Below are 21,907 nucleotides of genomic sequence, written 5' to 3' on the forward strand. Positions count from 1 at the left end.
TCGGGTGCATGATGCGCGCCGCAATTGCCAATGGCATGTTTCCAGTCAATCCGGTCTCAGGCCGGACCATCCGAGGACCATTATTTTGTCCACGAAATCGAACTTGATGACGCGGATCGTTATTTCCGCTTCTTGTCTTGTCGTCGCTGCCTTCGCCGGTTTCTCCATTTACATCGACAGCCTCCAGCGCAGTGCTGCCCACAGCTTTGTCTCCGAAAAGGTCAATTCCACCGGTGAAGAAGCAGCAACCAGCATTGCCAACTGGCTGAACGGTCGCGTCATCATGACCGAGATGGTTGCCTCTGCCCTGAGCAAGGGCGCCGATCAGGTAACGCTCCAGAAGGCACTCGAGAATGACGTTCTGGCCCGCGAATTCAAGTCGACCTATTTCGGCGATGAGGCCGGTGTCTTCACCATGTGGCCCAGCGAAAAAATGCCGGAGGGCTATGACCCGCGCAAACGCCCATGGTACCAGGCGGCCGTTGCGGTCAACGCGCCGATCCTGACCGAACCCTATATCGATTCCTCCACCAGCGAACTTGTGGTCAGTGCCGCCATCCCGGTGAAGCGCAGCGGCAAGCTGGCAGGTGTTGCCGCAAGCGATTTCACGCTGACAAGCCTTGTCGACATCATCAAGAAGATCGATGCCGGCCCGGATGGCTACGCCTTCCTTGTCAATAATGACGGCACAATCCTCATCCACCCGGATGCGAGCGTGATCTCCAAAAAGCTCGCAGATCTCTTCCCCGTGGACACGCCGAAGATCAGCACCGCGCTTAGCCAGACGCAGTTGAACGGCGCCGATAAGATCATCAGCTTCATTCCGGTGGAGGGCTTGCCGTCCGTCAACTGGCACCTGGGCTTCGTCGTCGACAGCAAAGCCGCCTTCGCGTCTGTCTCCGACTTTCGCGTGGCGGCGATCATCGCGACGGTCCTTGCCGTTGCCTGCATGATCGGCTGCCTGATTCTGCTTCTCAGCCGCGTGGTCATCGCACCGGTAACACGCATGACCTCCGCTATGGAGCAGCTTGCCGCCGGCAATCTCAATATCGCCATTCCCGGCCAGGAGCGCACCGACCAGATCGGCTCTATGGCCAGCGCCGTTGCCGTCTTCCGCACCAATGCACTGGAGCGCCAGCGTCTGGAGGGCGATGCCGAACGCAACCGCACCATGACGGAACAGGAGCGCGCCGAACGCGAGCGGCAATCCGCGAAGGACAGTGCCGATATCCAGTTTGCCGTTGATGCGCTGGCCGAAGGCCTGACCCATCTTTCCAATGGCAATCTGAACTACCGTATCAACACGCCCTTCGTTGCGCGCGTCGATCGCCTGCGCTCCGACTTCAACGACTCCATCACCAAGCTCAATGCAGCTCTCGTCAATGTCGGCCACAACGCGAACGCCATCGACGCGGGCGCGAGCGAAATCCGTCATTCGGCGGATGATCTCTCCAAGCGCACCGAGCAGCAGGCGGCGTCCGTCGAAGAGACCGCAGCAGCGTTGGAAGAGATCACCACCACCGTCAAGGATTCGGCGAAGCGCGCCGAAGAGGTCGGTCGTCTGGTCGAGCGTGCGCGTCAGAACGCAGAACAATCCGGTGTGGTGGTTGGCGATGCGGTTAAGGCCATGGAGGGCATCGAGCACTCCTCCACCGAAATCTCCAAGATCATCGGCGTCATCGACGAGATTGCCTTCCAGACCAACCTGCTTGCGCTCAATGCAGGCGTGGAAGCGGCCCGCGCGGGCGAAGCGGGCAAGGGCTTCGCGGTCGTTGCCCAGGAAGTGCGCGAACTCGCTCAACGCTCTGCCAATGCCGCGAAGGAAATCAAGACCCTGATCAGCACCTCCACCACGCAGGTTGCCTCCGGCGTGACGCTGGTCGGCAATGCCGGCAAGGCGCTGGACACCATCGTTGCGGAAGTGCAGGAGATCAACAAGCACATCGACGCCATCGTGCGCGCCACCCGCGAACAGTCCACCGGTCTTCAGGAGATCAACACCGCGATCAACACGATCGACCAAGGCACGCAACAGAACGCTGCAATGGTGGAAGAGCAGACAGCCGCCAGCCATGGCCTCGCCACGGAAGCCGCGGCACTGAAGACGCTGCTCGCCCAGTTCAAGCTATCGCAGAACGAACGCCCACAGAGGAGCTACGGCCAAGCCGCCTGATCGTTAGCGTGACATATTCGGCCCGAGATCCTTGAATGGTTTTCGGGCCTTTTCTGTCGCGTCAGACACGGGAGAGCCTGCCTGCCCTTGCCTCGCCCTCAGGCGCGAGACATGGTTTCCAGATTACGATTCGGAGGAACAACGAATGTGGGAGATTCTCTGGCGCGGCACGGCGATGGGCATCGGTGGCACACTCTTCATGGATGTCTGGGCGATCATCCTGCACCGTGCCTTCAGCCAACCGGCCGCCAATTGGGGGCCCGTCGGTCGCTGGTTCTGGCATCTGCCCAAAGGCAAGGTCTTCCACGACAGCATTGCGACGGCTGAGCCGCACGCCAATGAAGTCGCGATCGGCTGGATCGCCCATTATGCCGTGGGTATCCTCTACGGCATTCTCCTTGCGCTCATCGTGCCCACCGGCTGGTTCGCAGCCCCCACATTCCTCTTGCCCTTCATCGTCGGCATCGTCACGGTCGGCGCAGGCTGGTTCCTGCTGCAACCCGGTCTCGGTATCGGCTGGGCTGCCTCCAAGACACCGAACCCCAACAAGGTGCGTGCGCTCAACCTCGTTGCCCACACGATCTTCGCGCTTGGCATGTTCGTCACCGCTTTGCTGATCGCTTAAACTTCACCCTGCAGAAGCGGCTTCAACAGCGGGTTGGGGAAACGGCGCTTGATCGTCACGGCGTAGAAGGATTCGACCATGCCCGGCAGCGCATCGAACTCCACCAGCGTTCCCGCCTCCAGTTCTCCTTTGACGACGATAGGCGGCAGGACCGCAAGCCCTGCTCCCTCGCGTGCCAGAAGACGCATCATCGCCATGTCATCGACTTCCGCCGCAATCTGGGGGCTGAGGCCAAGCCGCGCTGTCAAGGCCTCGAACTGGGCACGCACACCGCTCTCGAGTGTCGGCAGGATCACCGGATGTTCGGACAAGAGATCGGCGAGCGTCGCACCCGGCTTGCCGAAGGATGGCCTGCCGACGAGGCTGACCCGTTGCTGATAAATATGTTGGGCGATGAAGGGTGTCACGGAATCCGCCATAGGCGGCTGGTTGAGAAGAACAATGTCGAGGTTCAGCGTTTCCAGCGCGCCCAACAGCTCACTCGTGCTGCCTGAGCGCAGAATCATATCAACATCCGAACGCCCCAATATTGGCCGCAGAAACTCGATCTGGAAGTTGCGTGACAGCGTCGCCAGTGCACCGATGCGGATGGCGCGACGGCTTCGCCCCGTTTCCTTCAGCGTCTCGATCAGTTCTTCACCGGCAGCAAAGATTGTATCGGCGCGGTCAAGCGCAATGCGTCCCGCCTCCGTCAGATAAAGCTGCCGCCCTCGCCGCTCGAAGAGCGCATGACCAAGTCGCTCCTCCAACTGCTTGATCTGAATGGACAATGCTGACTGCGACAGGTTCAACCGTTCGGCCGCACGCGTCAGATTGCCGTCGTGAGCGACCGCGCGGAAATAGCGAAGATGATGATAATTGAGATCCGACATCGTTCTATTTTATAGAACGTTTTGCGCGAAACAATGAATTTTTCTGCGGTTCCAGTTCCTGCTACTTCGTCTGTCACACGCCGCTGCTCATTCTCCCGAAGCAGCCACAGACCGGAGAACTCCCGTGATCTATGCTCTACCGCTCCTCGCGCCCCTCCTTCTCGCCTATGCCTCATATAATGCATTCAAGGCACCGGGCCTCCGGCCCCGCGCGGCGATCCGCGTCGCCGAACTGGCCGCCCTTGCGTCCATTCTCATCGCGCTCCTCTCAGGCCTTGTCCTCGCTCTCCACGGACCTGGCACCAGCCCGGCGCTCGGCTACGGCTACATCGCGCTCGGCTCAAGGCTCGACCTCGTCAGCCTTGTGATGCTGCTGCTCGTTTCCTTCATCGGCTGGGTCGTGCTGCGCTATGCCGGGACCTTTCTCGACGGCGAAGCGCGGCAAGGACCCTTCACCGGCTGGATGACGGCGACGCTTGCAGCGGTTCTGCTGCTTGTTCAATCCGGCACATTACTGCAACTCGTCATCGGCTGGTGCGCGGCAAGTCTTCTGCTTCACCAGTTGCTGATCTTCTATCCCGAACGGGTTGCTGCCAGGCGCGCGGCCCGCAAGAAGTTCGCCGTCTCGAGGCTTGGCGATCTCGCCCTGATCGGCGCCGTCATCCTGCTTGCAGTGTGGTTCGAAACTGGCGACATCGCGACCATCCTCGCCAAAGCGCAGCAGGGTCAAGGCCAACCACTCACAATCGCCGCTGCTGCACTCCTTGCTGTCGCGGCCCTTCTGAAGTCTGCACAGTTTCCCACTCATGGTTGGCTGACGGAGGTCATGGAGACGCCCACGCCCGTTTCCGCGCTCCTCCACGCGGGCGTCGTGAATGCTGGCGGCTTCCTCCTCATCCGCTTCGCCGATGTCATGCTTCAGGCACCCATAGTGCTTGCGGTTCTGGTCATGGTCGGTGGCTTTACCGCGATCTTCGGCAGCGTGGTGATGCTGACGCAATCCGCGGTAAAGACGTCGCTCGCCTGGTCGACGGTAGCGCAGATGGGCTTCATGATCCTGCAATGCGGCCTGGCGCTCTTCCCAATCGCGCTGCTGCACATCGTCGCGCACTCCCTCTACAAGGCCCATGCGTTTCTGTCCTCCGGCTCGGCAATCGAAACCGTCGCCTCGATCCGGCGTCCCGGCCCGATCACCATTCCCAATGCAAAGGCGGTCACGCGCGCCTTCCTGTTGGCTCTCGCCATCTACGCGGTGATTGGTCTCCTCTTCGGCTTTGCCGACAAACCACCGCAGGCGCTGGCACTCGGTGCAATCCTGATCTTCGGGGTCGCCTATCTGATCGCCCAGGGTCTGGCAGATGCCGCTCCTTGGGCGCTCACCTGGCGCACCTCGCTCTACGCCGTCCTGGCCGCAACAGCCTATTTCGCTCTGCAGAAAGTTGCTGACGCGCTGATGCACGGCACGCTTCCGCCTCCACCGCAGCCTGGTCCGCTGGAATGGACGCTGATGCTGCTCGCCGTCGTCACCTTCGGTCTCGTGGCAATCGCGCAATCGCTCTTCCCCCTCTGGGCCTATCATCCGGCAGCGGCGGGTCTTCGCGTCCACCTCGTCAACGGACTTTACGTCAACGCCCTCTTCGATCGCCTGCTCGGCGGCTGGAAACTTCCCGCCTCCGCCCCCGCAACCTCTGCTTCCGTCAAGGAGTAAGCCTCATGACCAACACGACCCCAGTCGATACGCTTCACGGTGAGGCTTTGGCGAAAGCCGCAGATCAGGCGGTGCGGGCTATACCGCCAGCCTGGCCCTTGACGGCAACCGTCGCCGTCAACCCATTTCTCGGCCAGGTGCATGAGACCTTCGACAAGACCTCGGCTCTCCTTGCCCGCATTGGCGGCGTGCGGCTTGCTCTGCCCCGCAAACACGTCGCCGAAAAGATCGCCGAGGGCGAAATCACCGACGAGGACATCCTCGCAGCCCTCCAATCGAACGGTTTGGATGCCAGCATCGATCTCGTCGCGCTCAAGGAATCCCTGTCGGACGAAGCATCAGAGGTCAGGGCTTTGCCAACGGTCGCGGATCTCGCGTCACAGGCGACAGGCAAGGATTGGCCGGGCCTCATCTCAGATCGGATCGGCACCTTTGCGGCCGGCTTCTTCGATCAGGGCCAGGCACTGTGGGCTGCATCGAGGCGCAACGGCCTCTATGCCGCCTGGCGTGCCTTCGCGACCCACGACCTCACCCCGGAAATCCTCGGTCTCAGGGGTTTTGGCATCCATGTGTCTGACACTCCCGAAACACCGCATGCCGCAATTGAGCGGGCTTGCGTTTCGCTTGGACTTGGCGCTGAGCCCGGCACCTATTTCCACCAACTGCTGCTGACGCTGGGCGGCTGGGCGCAATATGCCCGCCACATCCAGTTCAAGGCTGAAGTCCAGGGCGGGGAAGACACAACAGCGCTTGAGCTTCTCGCAATCCGGCTGGTCTTCGAGGAAGCGCTTTACCTGCGGCACAAGGCAGATATCGAGGCGGAATGGCGCAAGGTCCGCACTGCCCATGTCGAGCCCGTTGTCGCCAATCGCGACATCCAGATCGACAGCATCCTGCAATCTTCCGCCGAACACGCGGCACAGAGGAAGCTCGCATCCGCGCTCGCCGCCCATACGCCCGTCACGGTGACGGACCAACGGCCCATGCTACAGGCAGCCTTCTGCATCGATGTCCGGTCCGAGGTCTTCCGGCGGGCGCTTGAAAGCATGGACTCGTCCGTTCGCACGCTAGGCTTTGCCGGCTTCTTCGGCCTTGGCACAAGCCATCACGGCTTTGCCTCCGATGTGGCCGAACACCGGCTGCCTGTCCTGTTGAAGCCGTCGGTCTTCAGTTGCAGCGCCGTCGATGACAACAAGAAGGCTGACCAGAAGGCTCGGTTTGGAGCACGCGCCATCCGCGCCTGGGGCCGGTTCAAGCTCGCCGCTGTCTCCTCATTTGCCTTCGTCGAGGCGATGGGCCCGGTCTATGCCGGCAAGCTGCTGCGGGACGGCTTGCGCTTCACCAAGGGCAACCCGCCTGACAAGGGGAAGCCGCGTTTCGCCCCAGGCGTCGATCTGGAAACGAGAACTGCCATCGCCGAAAAAGTGCTGAAAGCCATGTCGCTCACGGAGGGGTTCGCCCGCTTCGTGCTGATCTGCGGCCACGGCGCCAATGTCGTCAACAACCCCTATGCCAGCGCCCTTCACTGCGGCGCCTGTGGCGGCCATGGGGGTGACGTTAATGCCCGGCTGCTCGCGGATCTGATCAACGACCGGGCCGTGCGCGAAGCGCTTTCGGAGAAAGGTATCCAAATTCCGGCTGACACCGTCTTCATCGCCGGTCTGCACGATACCACCACGGACCGCGTAACACTCTTCGATGACGATCTGGACCGTGATGTCGCTCACAAGGATCTGGCACAAATCCGCCGGTGGCTGGCCGACGCCGGTCGACTGACCAGAGCCGAGCGGGCGCAGCGTCTACCAAGGGCGACGGACAAGACCTTGCTTGCCCGCGCTCGCGACTGGTCCGAAACCCGGCCTGAGCTCGGCCTTGCCGGATGCCGTGCTTTCATCGCGGCCCCAAGGTCGCGCACCGCCGGACGGTCGCTTGAAGGTCAGGCCTTCCTCCATGACTACGTCTGGCAGAAGGATGAGGGTTTCAAGGTCCTCGAACTGATTCTGACGGCACCTGTGGTCGTCGCAAGCTGGATCAGCCTGCAATATTTCGGCTCGGTCGTGGCACCCTCCCTCTTCGGCGCTGGCAACAAACTGCTGCACAATGTCGTCGGCGGCATCGGCGTCGTTGAAGGGAATGGCGGAAACCTGCGGGCTGGCCTGCCCGGGCAGTCGGTGCATGATGGTGAAAACCTCGTCCACGAGCCGCTGCGGCTCACCATCGCTGTCGAGGCCCCAAAGGAAGCGATCACCGACATCCTGCATCGGCATCCGCAGGTACGCGCGCTCTTCGACAATGGTTGGCTCGCGCTGATCACCATCGACGATCAAGGCCAGCTTGCCTGGCGCTATGGGAATGGTGGGACTTGGGAAAAGTTGGACGGTGGAGAGCGGGAAACTCTCTCCCGAAAGCTGGCCAGCTGAGGGTCTATCTCATCACCTCCAACCGTCATCCTCGCCCTTGAGGCGAGGATGACGGCGAGACTTGATACCGATCAAATATCCGCCGAGAATGTATCGCAGTCTTCAACCCGACCACTCTCAAATCCGCGGCGGAACCATTCGACTCGCTGCGCCGAGGTACCATGGTTGAAGCTATCGGGCACGACATAACCCTGCGTTCTCTTCTGCAGCGTATCATCACCGATCTGGTGGGCGGCGTTCAGCGCCTCTTCCAGATCGCCAGCCTCAAGAATGCCCTTCTGTTGAGTGGACTTGCCCCAGATGCCGGCATAGCAATCGGCCTGCAATTCGACCTTCACCGATAGCGCATTGGCCTGGCTCTCGCTCATGGACTGGCGACGCTGGTTGAATTCCGGAAGCACGCCCGTGAGGTTCTGCACATGATGGCCCACCTCATGCGCAATCACATAGGCCTGGGCAAAGTCCCCGGAGGCGCCGAAACGCTGTGAAAGTTCGCGGAAGAAGTCGGTGTCCAGATAGACCTTGCGATCCACCGGGCAGTAGAACGGGCCGGATGCCGACGTCGCGTTACCGCAGGCAGAGCGAACCTGGCCGGAGAACAGGACCAGCGTCGGCTTCTGATAGGTCTCGCCGGACGCCTGGAAGATCTTGCCCCAGGTATCTTCTGTCTCAGCCAGAATGGTGCGGACGAACGCGGTCGTCTCGTCGCTGGATTGGCCTTGCGGACGCGTGCCTGTCTGCTGCTGTTGCTGACTGCCGCTATCCGAGTACATATCACCGCCGGAAAGCAGTGTGAGCGGATTGATGCCGAGCGCCCAACTGATCAGCAGAATAACGACGAGACCGCCGATACCGATACCACCCCCGCTACCGCCGGTCGGTAGGCGAAAACCGCCGCCGCCGCCCATGCCGCCGGTCGACATGCCGCGTCTATCTTCGATGTTGTCCGACTGGCGGCGCCCTCTCCACTGCATGGCAATCTCCCCTTCAATATGCTTGCGCTAAACGCTAACTACCGCAAAGCGTTCCCGCAAGAGGAGTACCAGCATCAGCTGCGAGCGTAGATATAGGCTCCGCCTTTCTCTAGCGCGCGCTGATAGGCGGGCCTTGCGCGGATGGCGTCGAGGAAACGTCTGATCGCTTGCGTTTCCCCAACACCATCCGCACGGCTCACGGCCGCCTCGACCGGAAAGCTCATGGCGATGTCCGCGCCGGTCAACGTGTCGCCGGCGAAATAGCCTTGCCTGGAAAGTTCAGCCTCCCAATATGCCACGTGGTCGATCAGCTGCGGATCGATGAGTTTTTCCGAGACTCCCTTCGAGATCAGACCCGCAACGGGCCGCATGAAAAACGGCATCTGGCTCGGAAGGCGTGAGAACAGAAGCTTGAGCAAGAGAAGCGGCATGGCCGAGCCTTCGGCATAATGCAGCCAATAGAGGTAGCGGCGATAGGTATCCGTACCCTTCTCCGGGCGGAACTTGCCCTCGCCATAGGTGTCGAGAAGATATTCGATGATCGCGCCACTCTCTGCATAAACCGTACCCCGATCCTCGATCACTGGAGACTTGCCGAGTGGATGGACCTGTTTGAGGCTCTTCGGCGCGCGCATATCCGACCCGCGCTTGTAGGTCTTCACCTCATAGGGAAGCTCAAGTTCCTCCAGCAGCCAGAGAATGCGGTGCGCGCGGGAATTTTCCAGGTAATGAACGATGATCATGATTATCCTGCATCCGGTTGGAGGCGACGATTTAAGCGCTTGAAGATGCTTACGTTTGACAGTGCGCTCAGGATCACCCGGCATGATCCTTTTGCGACAAGCGAACTTTCCTGTCGGAAAGCGAAGATTCGGGGTTCCGTTCGCCAAAACATTTGCCTATAAGCCGCTTCTAGCCTGAAAACATTTGGAATTGCGCGCCCCGGCCGGTGAAGTTTCACCATGGCCGTTTTTTGCGCAACACGAAAGCGGAACGAGAGCCATGCCAAAGCGCCAAGATATCAAGTCCATCCTCATCATTGGCGCGGGACCGATCGTCATCGGTCAGGCATGCGAATTCGACTATTCCGGCACACAGGCCTGTAAGGCGCTGAAGGAAGAAGGTTACCGGGTCATCCTGGTCAACTCCAACCCCGCCACCATCATGACGGACCCCGGCCTTGCGGACGCGACCTACGTCGAACCGATCACGCCGGAAGTGGTTGCCAAGATCATTGCCAAGGAACGTCCCGATGCGCTGCTGCCCACCATGGGCGGCCAGACCGCGCTGAACACGGCCCTCTCCTTGAAGCGCATGGGCGTGCTCGACCGCTACAATGTCGAGATGATCGGCGCGAAGCCCGAAGCCATCGATAAGGCCGAAGACCGCGCCCTCTTCCGCGAAGCCATGGCGAAGATCGGTCTCGAAACCCCCCGCTCGATGCTGGCCAATGCCACCGAGATCAAGGATGCCGACCGCAAGAAGCATGAAGCGGCCCGCGCAGAACTGAAGAGCAAGCTGTCCGGCGCAGAGCTGGACAAGGCCCTCGACGAGCTGGAAAACCAGTGGAACCTCGGCGAAACCGACCGCAAGCAGCGCTACATGGCGCATGCCATGGCAATCGCTGCCCAGGCGATCGACCATGTCGGCCTGCCGGCCATCATTCGCCCATCCTTCACGCTTGGCGGCACTGGCGGCGGCATTGCCTATAACCGCTCGGAGTTCTTCGACATCGTGTCGGGCGGTCTCGATGCCTCGCCCACAACCGAAGTTCTGGTCGAAGAATCGGTTCTCGGCTGGAAGGAATATGAAATGGAAGTCGTCCGCGACAAGGCGGACAACTGCATCATCATCTGCTCCATCGAAAACATCGACCCGATGGGCGTCCACACCGGCGACTCCATCACCGTTGCTCCGGCGCTGACGCTGACGGACAAAGAATACCAGATCATGCGCAACGCCTCGATTGCGGTTCTGCGTGAGATCGGCGTCGAAACCGGCGGCTCGAACGTCCAGTTCGCCGTCAATCCGAAAGACGGCCGCCTCGTCGTCATCGAAATGAACCCGCGCGTGTCGCGCTCGTCGGCGCTCGCCTCCAAGGCAACCGGCTTCCCGATCGCCAAGGTCGCAGCCAAGCTTGCCATCGGCTATACGCTGGACGAACTCGACAACGACATCACAGGCGGCGCAACGCCCGCTTCCTTCGAACCGTCCATCGACTATGTCGTGACGAAGATCCCGCGCTTCGCCTTCGAAAAATTCCCAGGCGCCTCGCCGATCCTGACCACCGCGATGAAGTCGGTCGGTGAAGTCATGGCGATTGGCCGCACCTTCGCCGAATCGCTGCAGAAGGCGCTGCGCGGCATGGAAACCGGCCTCACCGGTCTCGATGAGATCGAAATCCCCGGCTACGAAGAAGGCGAAGGCTCCAAGAACGCCATCCGCGCTGCCATCGGCACGCCGACACCGGACCGCCTGCGCATGGTTGCCCAGGCTCTGCGCACGGGCATGAGCGAAGCCGAAGTGCACGAGAACTCCAAGATCGATCCGTGGTTCATCGCCCAGTTCAAGGCAATCGTCGACATGGAAGCGCGTATCCGCGAACATGGCCTTCCGACCGATGCCGAGAACCTGCGCATGCTGAAAGCCATGGGCTTCTCCGATGCGCGTCTGGCAAGCCTGACCGGCAAGCGCCCGAAGGAAGTGGCAGAACTGCGCAACAGCCTGAATGTGCGCCCCGTCTTCAAGCGCATCGACACTTGCGCTGCCGAATTCGCCTCTCCCACCGCCTATATGTACTCCACCTATGAGACGCCATTCGTCGGCGCGCTGCGCTCAGAAGCGCAAGTGTCAGACCGCAAGAAGGTCGTCATCCTTGGCGGTGGCCCGAACCGTATCGGCCAGGGCATCGAGTTCGACTATTGCTGCTGCCATGCCGCCTTCGCGCTCAAGGATGCTGGCTTCGAAGCCATCATGATCAACTGCAACCCGGAAACGGTTTCGACCGACTACGACACTTCCGACCGCCTCTACTTTGAACCGCTGACGGCAGAAGACGTGATCGAGATCATGCGCGCGGAGCAGGAAAAGGGCGAACTTGTCGGCGTCATCGTGCAGTTCGGTGGTCAGACACCGCTGAAGCTCGCAGAAGCGCTGGAAAAGAACGGCATTCCGATCCTCGGCACCGCGCCGGACATGATCGACCTTGCCGAAGACCGCGACCGCTTCCAGAAGCTGCTGATGAAGCTCGATCTGGCGCAGCCGAACAACGGTATCGCCTACTCTGTCGAACAGGCACGTCTCGTCGCCTCCGAAATCGGCTTCCCGCTGGTCGTTCGCCCGTCCTACGTTCTGGGTGGCCGCGCCATGCAGATCATCCATTCGGAAGGCCAGTTGCAGACCTACCTGCTCGACACCGTTCCGGGCCTCGTGCCGGAAGACATCAAGCAGCGCTACCCGAACGACAAGACCGGCCAGATCAACACCCTGCTCGGCAAGAATCCGCTGCTTTTCGATAGCTACCTGACCAACGCGGTCGAAGTGGACGTCGACGCGCTGTGCGACGGCGAAAACGTCTTCGTCTCCGGTATCATGGAGCATATCGAAGAGGCTGGCATCCACTCCGGCGACTCCGCCTGCTCGCTGCCGGCGCGCTCGCTCTCTCCAGAGACGCTGGATGAGCTGGAACGCCAGACCGCAGCCCTTGCCAAGGCGCTGAAGGTCGGTGCGCCTGATGAACGTTCAATATGCCATCAAGGACGGCACCATTTACGTTCTCGAAGTCAACCCGCGCGCTTCGCGTACCGTACCCTTCGTTGCCAAAACCATCGGCGCACCGATTGCCAAGATCGCAGCCCGCGTTATGGCGGGTGAAAAGCTCGACCAGGCAATTGCCGCCTATGGCGAAAAGCCCGATCCGCGCAACCTGAAGCACATCGCCGTCAAGGAAGCCGTCTTCCCATTCGCCCGCTTCCCCGGCGTCGACATTCTGCTCGGACCGGAAATGCGCTCGACCGGCGAAGTCATCGGCCTCGATACCGATTTCGCACTGGCCTTTGCCAAGTCGCAGCTGGGCGCTGGTGTCGACCTGCCCCGCTCCGGTACGGTCTTCGTCTCGGTGCGCGATCAGGACAAGGAAGGCGTCCTGCCGGCGATCCGCATTCTGGTGGAAGCAGGATTCAAGGTTCTGGCCACCGGCGGCACACAGCGCTTCCTCGCCGAACAGGGCATCGCAGCCGAAAAGATCAATAAGGTGCAGGAAGGTCGTCCGCACATTGAGGATGGTATCCGCAACCGTCAGGTTCAGCTGGTGATCAACACCACCGACAGCAACAAGGCGATCTCCGACTCCAAGTCGTTGCGCCGCGCAACGCTGATGCAGAAGGTGCCCTACTACACCACAATGGCCGGTGCGGAAGCTGCAGCCCTTGCCATCAAGGCGCTGAAGGCCGGCAACCTCGAAGTGAAGCCGCTGCAGAGCTACTTCTGAGAAACGGCGAAGAATTGAACGAAAGAGCGTTCCAAAACAAAGGCCTCCCCAAATGGGGAGGCCATTTTCGTTGCGGTATGTGGAAGGGCGATTAGCCCTTTGGAGCAGCGGTCTTGTCTGCCGACGGCTTGACTGCTGCTGCATTGGCAACCTTTTCTGCCTTTGCTTTGTAAGGCTGACCGTAGATATCCACGATGTTGAGCATCGCGTTATCCGTCACATCCTTCAGCACCGCATTGGCTTCATAGAACTTGCCCTGGTTGATCAGGTCGGCAGCCTTGCCAACATCGGTGACCGTCTGGTTGAGCGGGAGAGCGGCAGTGATGAACTCGACATCGACATCCGCGACAGCGAGCTTTTCAAGGGCGCCCTGACGATCGGACGTCTTCAGGCTCTTGTTGGCTTCAGTGATGGCCGCAACTTTTTCAGGCGTTGCCTTGAAGTCTTCACCAAGCGTCAACTGCGAGTCGACTGGCAACCATTGGATGGGCGTCGCCGATGCAGGCTTTGCATCCGCAGTCGCGTCACCAGTCGCCGGTGCCTTGGTTGGTTTCGTCAGATCCGCCTCCGCCTTCATGAAGACGGCTTCATCCTTGGAGGCCTTCTGCAACTCGTCCTTGGCCTTATTGATGAAGGTCTTCGCCTCATCCGGCTTGGCATTGAAGATTGCTAGGCGTGTTGCCTGAATGTCGGCCAAAGCCTGTGCGCCATCCTGAGAGAGACGTCCAACATCCTTATCGATGGCCTTATTCGGAACAACGGCACCCTTGGTTTCCGTCTGCGCTGCAGTTGTCGATGCAGCTTCGGCAGTGTAAGCAATTCCGCCGAGCATAGTACCGGCAACAAGAATAACAGCAAGATTACGACGAATAAACATGATACAAATCCTTTTTTTACTTCCACATACAACATCCGAACCACCGTTGGATGTTGATGCTTATTAAACGCCCCATTCTGCAAATAGTCTCATTACAAATACTTCATGAACGGCTTTTAATGTTTAGAAGCAGCGAATTTTCGAAGACGGCAAGCTGCTGTACTGCCAAGGAAAAGACCGCACGCAGCTGAGCCTCACGTCACACTTCGGACAGGCGCCGGACGGCACGCAAATCTTCGACGAAAAGAGCCCGCTCCTGGGCCTGTCGTGCGACGTCGGGGATTCTAAGCAGATAGGAGGGGTGAACCGTAGCAAACAAGATGCGCGAATTGTCCATTGCGATAGGGCGGCTGCGAAGGCTGGAAAGCGTCTGTTTCATCCCTGTCAAAGCGTAAACCGCTGTCGCCCCCATGGCGACGATGAGCTTGGGTTGAACGAGATCAATCTCCCGTGTCAGCCACCAGCGGCAGCGCTCGACCTCGCCTGCATTCGGCCTTTGATGGATGCGCTTCTTGCCCCGTGCCTCATATTTGAAATGCTTGACCGCATTCGTCACATAGAGCGATTTCCGCTCGATTCCCGTTTCCACCAGAGCCTGATCGAATACCCGCCCTGCCGGGCCGATGAAGGGTCGCCCTGCCAGATCCTCATGATCGCCCGGCTGCTCGCCGACGACCATCACCTTGGCCCTCTCCGGCCCGTCGCCGAACACCGTCTGCGTCGCGGCACAATGGAGCGGGCACATCTGGCACGCTTGCGCTTCCCGCTTCACGCCGGCAAGCGTATTCGCATCCGGCAGGACTTCCTGTGGCCTAGCCGCAGCCGCCGCCTGGATACGATGGTGGAACATCTGCGGTTCGGTCGCGGCCTTCGCCGCCATGCCAAGCACGCGCGCTTCCGCACCAATGACGAGCTCCGGAATGAGGTCGGCCTCGGGCAGGTTCTTCCAGTACTTCTTCGGCATTTCCGCCGTCATGGCTTTTATCTTCAGCCGCGCCGGATTAAAAATATTGGCATAATAGGTGCGCCACAACTCATCCGTCTCGTCGGAAATATCCGGCCGCTCCGCCGCTTCGCGTGATGTCTGAAGCATCTGACCATTCCACCGCGCAGAGCCCTTCGGTGTTGCAATCAGCCAGTCCATGTCATTGAAGCGTCGCTGGAAGAACGGCGCCTTGCGCTCGACGATGAAATGATCGGGCTCGAACCATGCAATAAAACAGCGCCGCGCCTGCGGGCCGTCGCCCGGCACTTCCTTGAAGCGAACGAAGGCGGTCATCTTGTGACTGTCGCGGCGGACGGATTTCTCCATCTGCCGGGCAGCTTGAACATCCGGATCGGCCTTGATCTGCAACAGCGCGCGATCCTGCTGCAGACGCCACAGGAGACGGTATAGCAACGAAAACCGTGCCGGATCGCTGTGACAGATGATGCCTTCGGCCAACGACATAAAGGCCGACGGAACCGTCACCCGCACAGGCGTTCCCACCACTGGTAAAGACGCCTGATGCTCGAAATCGAGAAGCGAGCCGCGATCGCTTTTTAGTCGCCAATCCACATCGCTCGGCGCCACACCCGCTCCAAGAAGCGAGCGGGCAGCCTCGCGCCACTCGCCAAAATCGCCCCTGCCCTCCAGTTCGACCGCATACATCACAGCAACGACAGCTGTTCCGGCGGCGGCGTGAACATCGCACGAAGATCGGGCCTCTCGGTCAACTTACCCGGCGTCCAGCCATCCGCCAAGACAAAAGCCTTCACCTTCTTGAGCGACACACCGAAGCGGGCGAGATCTTCCAGACGCAGCCGCCGGAAGCGGCGCGAGGACAGGATGGCGTTCACCGTCTTCACACCAAAGCCCGGCACCGCGCAGCAGCATCTCCCTGTCGCCCGTATTCACATCGACGGGAAACTTCTGGCGGTTGCCAAGCGCCCAGGCGAGCTTGGGATCGATATCGAGATCAAGCATTCCATTCTGCTGTGTCGACGTGATTTCGCCGATCTCGAAGCCATAAAAGCGATAGAGCCAGTCGGCCTGATAGAGCCTATGCTCCCGCATCAAGGGCGGTTTGATCAGCGGCAGATTTTTGGAGGAATCTGGAATAGGGCTGAAGGCGGAGTAATAGACGCGCCGCAACCCATAACTGCCGTAGAGCCGCGCGCTGGTCGAGAGAATGGTGCCGTCATCCGCACCATCGGCACCGACAATCATCTGCGTGCTCTGCCCGGCTGGCGCAAAGGTTTTGACCCGCTTTGTCTTCAGCGTTGGCTCGCCCGCCTCTTCGATCTTCAAGCGAATATCGGCCATGGAACGGCGAATATTGCCGGGCTGCTTTTCAGGCGCGAACTTGCCAATCCCGCTATCGGTCGGCAGTTCGATATTGATCGAAAGACGATCGGCATAAAGTCCCGCCTCTTCAATCAGATGCGGCGATGCTTCAGGGATGGATTTCAGATGAATGTAGCCTCTGAAACCATGGGTGACCCGCAACTCCTTCGCCACCCGCACCAGCTCTTCCATCGTATGATCCGAGGAGCGGATGATGCCGGAAGAGAGGAACAGACCCTCGATGTAGTTACGCCGGTAAAATTCCAGCGTCAGCCACACCACCTCTTCCACGGTAAAACGCGCGCGCTCGACATTGCTGGAAGACCGATTGATGCAATAGGCACAATCATAGATGCAGAAATTGGTGAGAAGGATTTTCAACAGCGAGATACAGCGACCATCCGGCGCGTAAGCATGGCAAATGCCGGAACCCTCAGTCGAACCCAGCCCGCCGCTTTGCGCCGAGTTGCGTTTCGACGTCCCGCTAGAGGCACAGGAGGCGTCATACTTCGCTGCATCGGAGAGAACTGCAAGCCGCTCTTTGATTGACTTCTTCATAGTATGTTCTCTATATGTTCCGTTAACAAAAGTCAAATCACAAGCACACAGCGTTGAAAATACTCGTTTTTGACGGGCTTTTTAATTTGCTGGCATTTCACGACGGTCTTCTGATATAGTCGGGGAAATTGTGATTTTGACATGGTTCCGAAGTTTTGCTCCGGAACCTGTTTCTTTTTGTGTCTGCGACTACCGCGGTGCGAATGTGAAGGAATAAAAAGATGGTAGAAAAAGTACCGATGACTCAGGGCGGTTACGTCAAGTTGCAGGAAGAACTTCGCTGGCGTCAGCAGGAAGAGCGCCCGCGTATCATCGAGGCGATCGCCGAAGCGCGCGCCCATGGCGACCTGTCGGAAAATGCCGAGTATCACGCCGCCAAGGAAGCGCAGAGCCACAATGAAGGCCGCATCTCCGAACTCGAAGATCTGACCGCCCGGGCTGAGATCATCGATCTCTCCAAGATGTCCGGTTCCAAGATCAAGTTTGGTGCCACCGTCAAGCTCATCGATGAAGACACCGATGAAGAAAAGACCTACCAGATCGTTGGCGACCAGGAAGCCGATGTGAAGGAAGGTCGCATTTCGATTTCCTCCCCTATTGCCCGCGCCTTGATCGGCAAGGAAGTGGGTGACAGCATTGAAGTCAATGCACCTGGCGGCTCGCGCGGCTATGAGATCCTGTCCGTCAACTGGAACTGACAGCCTATCCAAGAGCCGTCGTTGGTCGCGTGCAAATTGCAATCACCAGACCACCGGCAATCCTTGAAAAGACTGTAATCTCTTTCTCCATAGACCGAGACGTCAAGACTTGCCCCATGTCGATCTGAGAGATGTCCGCGTCCTTGCGCCAAACTTCAAGCGCAGGCTCTCGGGCGTGACATCGACGATCATTCAGCTCGTGCCGGTGCAGAACCGGCTCGGGCAGAAGATCGCTGTGATCGGGCCCGGCCTGCCGGACAGCCTGCCCTATGTCCGCTTTCGCGATCTGTGGCGGCTGTGGCAGAATGGTCCGGGTGACAGACCGCGCGTCTGGCATGCGCGGCGCAATATCGAAATGCTGCCGGCCATCATCATGCGCGACATTCTGCGCATGAAGCTGAAGATCGTCTTCACCTCCGCTTCGCAACGCAAGCACACCGGCTGGACCAAATTTCTGATTTCCAACATGGATGGCGTGATCGCCACCAATAGCCAGACGGCAACCTATCTGGAGGTGCCGAGTACCGTGATAATGCACGGTATCGACACCGATCGCTTCTCCCCGCCCGCTGACAAGGCAGAGGCCAAGGTCGCGCGCGGCCTCGATCCTCAGCGCAAATATGCCGGTTGCTTCGGCCGGATACGGCACCAGAAGGGCACCGATCTCTTCGTCGACACGATGATCCGCGTTCTGCCTAACTACCCGGAGTGGTCGGCGATTGTCGCGGGACGCGCGACAGGTCCGCATGTGGATTTCGAGGCCGGTCTGAAGGACAAGGTGCGCGCCGCAGGTCTTGCCGACCGAATCCTCTTTGTCGGAGAGCATACCAACATCAATGAATGGTATCGCGCGCTTGACCTCTTCATCGCTCCGCAACGCTGGGAAGGGTTTGGCCTAACGCCTCTGGAAGCCATGTCGACGGGCGTACCTGTCATCGCAACAGATGTCGGCGCCTTTCCCGAACTGGTGCGCGAAGGCGAAACCGGCACGATCATCGGCCGTGACAATCTCGATGCCATCGTCGAAGCGACCAACGGTTTCTTAAGCGATCCAGAGATGATCCAGCACAGAAGTGCGGCTGCACGCCTGACGACGGTGGAGAATTTCGCTCTCGAAGGTGAAGCTCGGTCTTTGGGCGAGATCTACGCTCGCGTTTAGACTTTTAAGTATCGGTTCCCGACCACAGTACTTGGCCGTAGTTTTGTGGCATAGGCAAAAACTCCACGAAGGCGTTCACCGCCGACTGTTGCGCAGCTCCTCGAAAAATTCCAGATACTGATCGACAATCCGCTCCGCGGAAAAGCGCGCCGCTAATTGCTCGCCCCCTCCCTGGACCAGTTTGGCCCGAAGCTCAGGTGATCCTTCTAGACACAAGAGCGCCTGCGCCATACCCTCGACATCGTCGATCTCGGTGAAGAGAGCGCTTTCATTATGCGCCGCCGCCCAGGACGGTCCCTCTGTCTTGGTAGAGACCACCGCAACTTCGGCCTTCCAGCCTTCAAGCAGCACGTTGCCAAGCGGCTCCTGCCGGCTTGGCACGCAAAACATATCCGCCGCCTTGATGTAGGCCGCCGGATCGGAAACCCAGCCGATGAAGCGGACACGATCGGTTATCCTAAGTTCCTGTGCCAGACGCTCCAGATCGGCTCTGTCGGGACCATCCCCCACCAGCCACAGCCACAGGTGAGGCGTCGTCGCAATCGCGCGCAGCAAGGTATCGAACCCCTTGGTTGGCACGAAGCGGCCAAGCCCGCAGACCAGAGGAACATCGTCCGGTGTCGAGAAATCAGACCGCTTGACGATGGAGGTGCCGACCTCGCCCGGAAAGTTGGAGATGATGGTCGTCTTGCCCTGCCAGCCAAGTGAGCGGCAGTGTTCGATGACATTCGGCGCATTGCCGACAATGGCGTCGGTATTGCCGAAATAGCGGACGTGGTGCGGATAGTCACCCAGACGTACCACGCGCACCGCATTGCCTGTGTCCGGCATCAGCCGCGACGTCGGCGCGCGCCACCCCATCACCACATCGGCGGGCCATTGCTTCATGGAGCGTTTCAGCAATTGGGTGCGCAGCCACCAGTTGGGCCAGCGGCGAAGATAATAGCCTTCATGCACTTGCCCCCGGCCCTCAAGTTCATAACGCCATGTCACGCCCGGCCGGATCGCGAACTGCTGCTCAATGCCACGCTCATGAAAAGCGCGCGTAAGACGCAGGAAGAACTGCTCAGTGCCGCCATCCGTGCCGAATTGCAGGTGAAAGATCCGCCTCACACTCATCGGGGCATATGTTCCTTAGCTTGGACCTCAAAGTCGTTGTAAAGGCGCGAAATCACGAGAAGTACTTTCGCTTGGTCGCAATCAGCTTATCCACCATAAGCCGCCGCTGTTTGCGCAGGCCATAGAGGAAGCTGCGTGCATTACGGCTTCTCGATAGGTTTCCAGGATGGGCAATATCGCTGACCGCATCCGTGGTGGACACAGGCCTTGGAAAGAAAGCATAGCCGCCACCAACGCGGGTGATCCAGTAACGAAAGAAGTTATCGACCGGTGCGAAGATCACGCGGTGTCCATCGACGAACTCCTGTGCGCCTTTTCTCGACCAGAGAATGGCGCCTGTCGTCATCGGAAAATAGTGAGCGATGCAAAGAGTAAATATATTTTTTCCGAAGCGCATCGTCTTCAGTGGACGGAAGATTTTCAGCTTCTCATTGCCCATATTCACGATCCGCCAATCGGGATCATGCGCATTAAGACAAGCGATCGTTTCCGTAACGATTGCCTGCAGGGCTTCATGCGGTGCGGCGTCATCTTCGATGACCAGACAAAAACGTTTATCCGTTTGAAGAAATGCCTTCGCCGCATTCAAGTGGCTGTAATAGCAACCGATTTCTCCACCAACAAGCTCACGCCCCATATAGCGTCTGGCAGCGGCGGCATCGTAATCCGCAACCGTATCGAGGGCGAGCTTGCGCCCGTCAAAAGCGGATAGCCGCTCGAATGTGACACCCGCCTTCTCGAGCGACGCCGACACCTGGGAGAAGCGCTCCGTGCTGCCATCCAGATTGATGATGTAGCAGCAGAAATCAGCGTTCGGAGAGATGTTATTCAAATTAGAGACCATCAAGAATGACTTACCGTTTCATCTGCTTGAACAGATCGAGATAGGCATCCACCACCGCGTCCTTGCGGAAATCGGCGTCCAGCCTCGCCCTGCCCTGCTGGCGCAGCTTTGCGGCGAGCTTCTCATCCGTCCGGATACGATTGATCGCCGCAAGTGTGCCATCCACATCGTCGATATCACACATCAGCGCATCTTCGCCATCGCGGATAAACCAGGATGGCCCTTCGGAGCGGGTGGAAACCACAGGCACATCCGCCTGCCAGGCTTCCAGTATCACATTGCCGAGCGGCTCATGGCGCGACGGCATGACGAAGATCGAGCCTGCCGCGACATAATCCATCGGCTCCTCGACCCAGCCGGTGAAGCGGGTGCGGTCTGCCATGCCCAGTACCTGAACCATCTGCTCCATCTCGGCCCGCTTATCGCCCTCGCCGACAAGCCACAACCACGCATCGGGGATCTGCGCCACAGCCTTGATCAGAACATCGAACCCTTTGCGCCGGATGAACCGGCCTGTACCCACGACCAGGAAGGCACCCTCAGGTGTGCCGAGGCTGGCACGGGACACCGGCTTGATCGTCGTTTCGCGAACGAAATTGGAGATCACCTTGACGGGCTTCGTCCAGCCCAGTTGTACACATGCTTCCGCAATGCCGGGCGCATTGGCAACGATAAGATCGTTATTGCGGAAGTTCTTCAGGTGACGGGGATAATCGCCAAGCCGCGTCAGCCGCACGCTGTTGCCATGCGCCGGGACAAGGCGGGAGGAGCGCGACATCCACGCCATGACCACATCCGGCTTCCATTCGCGCACGATCTTGTTCACCTGCCAGCGAAGCCAAAGTGCCTTGGGCGAGATGCGGCGATATTCGCTTTCGATGGTGGGACCAAGGGCCGCGATCTCGTCACGCCAGATACGGCCCGGACGAACGATAAAGCGCTGCTCGATGCCTCGATCGCCAAAGGCAGACGCCAGATTAACAAAAAAGCGCTCGGCACCGCCCTCTTTGCCGAAATGCATATGAAGAATTCTTTCGGCACTCATCCATTATCGCTCCGCGCCCA

Annotated in this window: 14 protein-coding genes and 2 pseudogenes; 7 read left to right on the forward strand and 9 right to left on the reverse strand. The window is 59.5% G+C overall.

Features of this window, described 5'->3' with window-relative positions; translation table 11 throughout:
- Positions 1–85 precede the first annotated feature (85 nt).
- Positions 86–2,173, forward strand: coding sequence for a methyl-accepting chemotaxis protein McpU (mcpU, locus tag QE408_RS18220; protein WP_306933601.1), 2,088 nt, complete (start codon positions 86–88; stop codon positions 2,171–2,173).
- A 145-nt stretch (positions 2,174–2,318) separates the two neighbouring features.
- The gene (locus tag QE408_RS18225; RefSeq protein ID WP_306933603.1) at positions 2,319–2,798 is read left to right on the forward strand and encodes a DUF2938 domain-containing protein; all 480 of its coding nucleotides are present in this window, start codon (positions 2,319–2,321) and stop codon (positions 2,796–2,798) included.
- Here the strand turns inward: QE408_RS18225 and QE408_RS18230 are convergent.
- Positions 2,795–3,670 carry a LysR family transcriptional regulator gene (locus QE408_RS18230; protein WP_306933605.1) on the reverse strand — a complete coding sequence of 292 codons (876 nt, stop codon included), beginning with the start codon at positions 3,668–3,670 and terminating at the stop codon, positions 2,795–2,797. The genes QE408_RS18225 and QE408_RS18230 overlap by 4 nt on opposite strands.
- A 124-nt stretch (positions 3,671–3,794) precedes the next feature.
- On the opposite strand from QE408_RS18230, the gene QE408_RS18235 reads away from it, so the two are divergent.
- Complete coding sequence (locus QE408_RS18235) at positions 3,795–5,378, forward strand: proton-conducting transporter transmembrane domain-containing protein (protein WP_306933607.1); 1,584 nt, start codon at positions 3,795–3,797, stop codon at positions 5,376–5,378.
- 5 nt (positions 5,379–5,383) lie between these two features.
- Complete coding sequence (locus QE408_RS18240; RefSeq protein ID WP_306933610.1) at positions 5,384–7,798, forward strand: YbcC family protein; 2,415 nt, start codon at positions 5,384–5,386, stop codon at positions 7,796–7,798.
- A 71-nt stretch (positions 7,799–7,869) separates the two neighbouring features.
- On the opposite strand, the gene ypfJ is transcribed toward QE408_RS18240, so the two are convergent.
- Together ypfJ and QE408_RS18250 are read right to left on the reverse strand one after the other, a co-directional pair.
- Positions 7,870–8,772 (reverse strand): KPN_02809 family neutral zinc metallopeptidase, encoded by a 903-nt coding sequence (gene ypfJ / locus QE408_RS18245; protein WP_306933612.1) that lies wholly within the window; start codon positions 8,770–8,772, stop codon positions 7,870–7,872.
- 74 nt (positions 8,773–8,846) lie between these two features.
- Positions 8,847–9,515, reverse strand: coding sequence for a glutathione S-transferase (locus tag QE408_RS18250; RefSeq protein WP_306933614.1), 669 nt, complete (start codon positions 9,513–9,515; stop codon positions 8,847–8,849).
- A gap of 259 nt (positions 9,516–9,774) precedes the next feature.
- On the opposite strand from QE408_RS18250, the pseudogene carB reads away from it, so the two are divergent.
- Positions 9,775–13,261, forward strand: a pseudogene (gene carB, locus QE408_RS18255) (carbamoyl-phosphate synthase large subunit).
- A gap of 91 nt (positions 13,262–13,352) precedes the next feature.
- On the opposite strand, the gene QE408_RS18260 reads toward carB, so the two are convergent.
- From QE408_RS18260 to QE408_RS18270, 3 genes and pseudogenes are all read right to left on the reverse strand, one after another.
- Entirely contained in the window at positions 13,353–14,138 is a 786-nt protein-coding gene (locus tag QE408_RS18260) for a YfdX family protein (protein ID WP_306933616.1), read from the reverse strand.
- A gap of 199 nt (positions 14,139–14,337) precedes the next feature.
- On the reverse strand, positions 14,338–15,789 hold the full coding sequence (locus QE408_RS18265) for a UdgX family uracil-DNA binding protein (RefSeq protein WP_306933617.1): 1,452 nt from the start codon (positions 15,787–15,789) through the stop codon (positions 14,338–14,340).
- A pseudogene (locus QE408_RS18270) lies at positions 15,789–17,022 on the reverse strand (putative DNA modification/repair radical SAM protein). The gene QE408_RS18265 and the pseudogene QE408_RS18270 overlap by 1 nt, the downstream one beginning before the upstream one ends.
- Positions 17,023–17,243: 221 nt before the next feature.
- Here QE408_RS18270 and greA point away from each other — a divergent pair.
- Entirely contained in the window at positions 17,244–17,720 is a 477-nt protein-coding gene (gene greA / locus QE408_RS18275) for a transcription elongation factor GreA (protein WP_062426441.1), read from the forward strand.
- Between the two features lie 109 nt (positions 17,721–17,829).
- Positions 17,830–18,879 (forward strand): glycosyltransferase family 4 protein, encoded by a 1,050-nt coding sequence (locus QE408_RS18280; protein WP_306933619.1) that lies wholly within the window; start codon positions 17,830–17,832, stop codon positions 18,877–18,879.
- A 75-nt stretch (positions 18,880–18,954) separates the two neighbouring features.
- Here QE408_RS18280 and QE408_RS18285 read toward each other — a convergent pair whose 3' ends face one another.
- From QE408_RS18285 to QE408_RS18295, 3 genes are read right to left on the reverse strand one after another with little or no spacing between them, the layout of a single operon-like run.
- Complete coding sequence (locus tag QE408_RS18285) at positions 18,955–19,998, reverse strand: glycosyltransferase (protein WP_306933621.1); 1,044 nt, start codon at positions 19,996–19,998, stop codon at positions 18,955–18,957.
- A gap of 52 nt (positions 19,999–20,050) precedes the next feature.
- On the reverse strand, positions 20,051–20,830 hold the full coding sequence (locus tag QE408_RS18290; RefSeq protein WP_306933623.1) for a glycosyltransferase family 25 protein: 780 nt from the start codon (positions 20,828–20,830) through the stop codon (positions 20,051–20,053).
- Positions 20,831–20,852: 22 nt separating this feature from the next.
- On the reverse strand, positions 20,853–21,887 hold the full coding sequence (locus QE408_RS18295) for a glycosyltransferase (RefSeq protein WP_306933624.1): 1,035 nt from the start codon (positions 21,885–21,887) through the stop codon (positions 20,853–20,855).
- Between the last annotated feature and the right edge of the window lie 20 nt (positions 21,888–21,907).

The sequence above is a fragment of the Agrobacterium larrymoorei genome (assembly GCF_030819275.1).
In the GTDB taxonomy this organism is placed as follows: Bacteria; Pseudomonadota; Alphaproteobacteria; order Rhizobiales; family Rhizobiaceae; genus Agrobacterium; species Agrobacterium larrymoorei_B.